Here is a 963-nt window from a genome sequence, read left to right as displayed (position 1 = left end):
GCGGCGGGCGATCGCGAGCGAGGTGCGGAGCTGATCGAAATTCTGCTCGTTGGTGAGGGCGGTCGACTTGTCGAACCACTTCGGCACCATCAGCTGGGCCGAGAACCCCTCGCCTTCCCGGCCGTCCTCGCGGCGGATGCGGACTTTCGTGAAGACCTGCGGCGCCTCGGTGAGCGTGACGACGCCGAAGCGGAACGGCAGGCGGAGGGTGACCGGCCGCTCGAACGAGCGGGCCTCGAGAACCGTCAGTCGCGTCGCCGTCATCGCCGAATCTCCCGGGCAAAACGGGCGACCGCGCGTTCGGCGGATGCAGCGCGGACGCACGCCCACGCACCCGGACGACAACAGATCATTGGCCGCTCCCTCAGCCGTTATAACCAGATGGTTACAACCGGCGCCGGCATGCCGCAAGCGGGTCGGCCGGGTAGCAGTCATGGATTTGCGGCATGCCCGGCCTACCCGAATCGCGGGTGACATCGGCCGTTCGGGCGAGGTCGGAACGGTGGCGTACCGTCGGGCGCGCCGGGCCCGCCATCCGGCCACCGGAAGCGCTCACGAAACGAGCGGGCACAAAAAAAGAGCGCCTCCGCGGTGCGGCGGTTTCCCGCACCGGAAGACGCTCGGAAGGTGGACGGCGCTCGGCGACGATCGGGGGTCGCTCGGCCGTGCGGGCGAGAGGTCCGCACGGCCCGGAGCGTCGTCTTGCCGAAGGCCGGTTCAGATCACCACGGCCGGCACGTCCAGCCAGCGGCGCTCCTTCCAGCTCTGCAAGCCCAGCTCGGCGAGCTGAACGCCCTTCACGCCCTCGACCAGGCCGTGGCTCCACGGCCCGTCGGCGACGACGTAGCGGATGAAGTTCTCCCACTGGATCTTGAAGCCGTTGTCGTACTCGACGTTGTCCGGCACCTCTTCCCACTGCTCGAAGAAGTTCATGGTCTGCGGGACGTCGGGATTCCAGATCGG

Annotated in this window: 2 protein-coding genes; both read right to left on the bottom strand. The window is 68.3% G+C overall.

Features of this window, described 5'->3' with window-relative positions; genetic code table 11:
• The coding region (locus A33M_RS21900) for a hypothetical protein (RefSeq protein ID WP_040622763.1) at window positions 1-264 on the bottom strand (264 nt) is incomplete at its 3' end.
• 453 nt (window positions 265-717) lie between these two features.
• Window positions 718-963, bottom strand: a 246-nt coding sequence (locus A33M_RS21895; RefSeq protein WP_040622760.1) for a hypothetical protein, incomplete at its 5' end; no start/stop codon positions are given.

The organism is Rhodovulum sp. PH10, from assembly GCF_000293785.1.
In the GTDB taxonomy this organism is placed as follows: Bacteria; Pseudomonadota; Alphaproteobacteria; order Rhizobiales; family Xanthobacteraceae; genus Rhodoplanes.
This window is presented reverse-complemented; position numbering and strand designations above follow the sequence as displayed.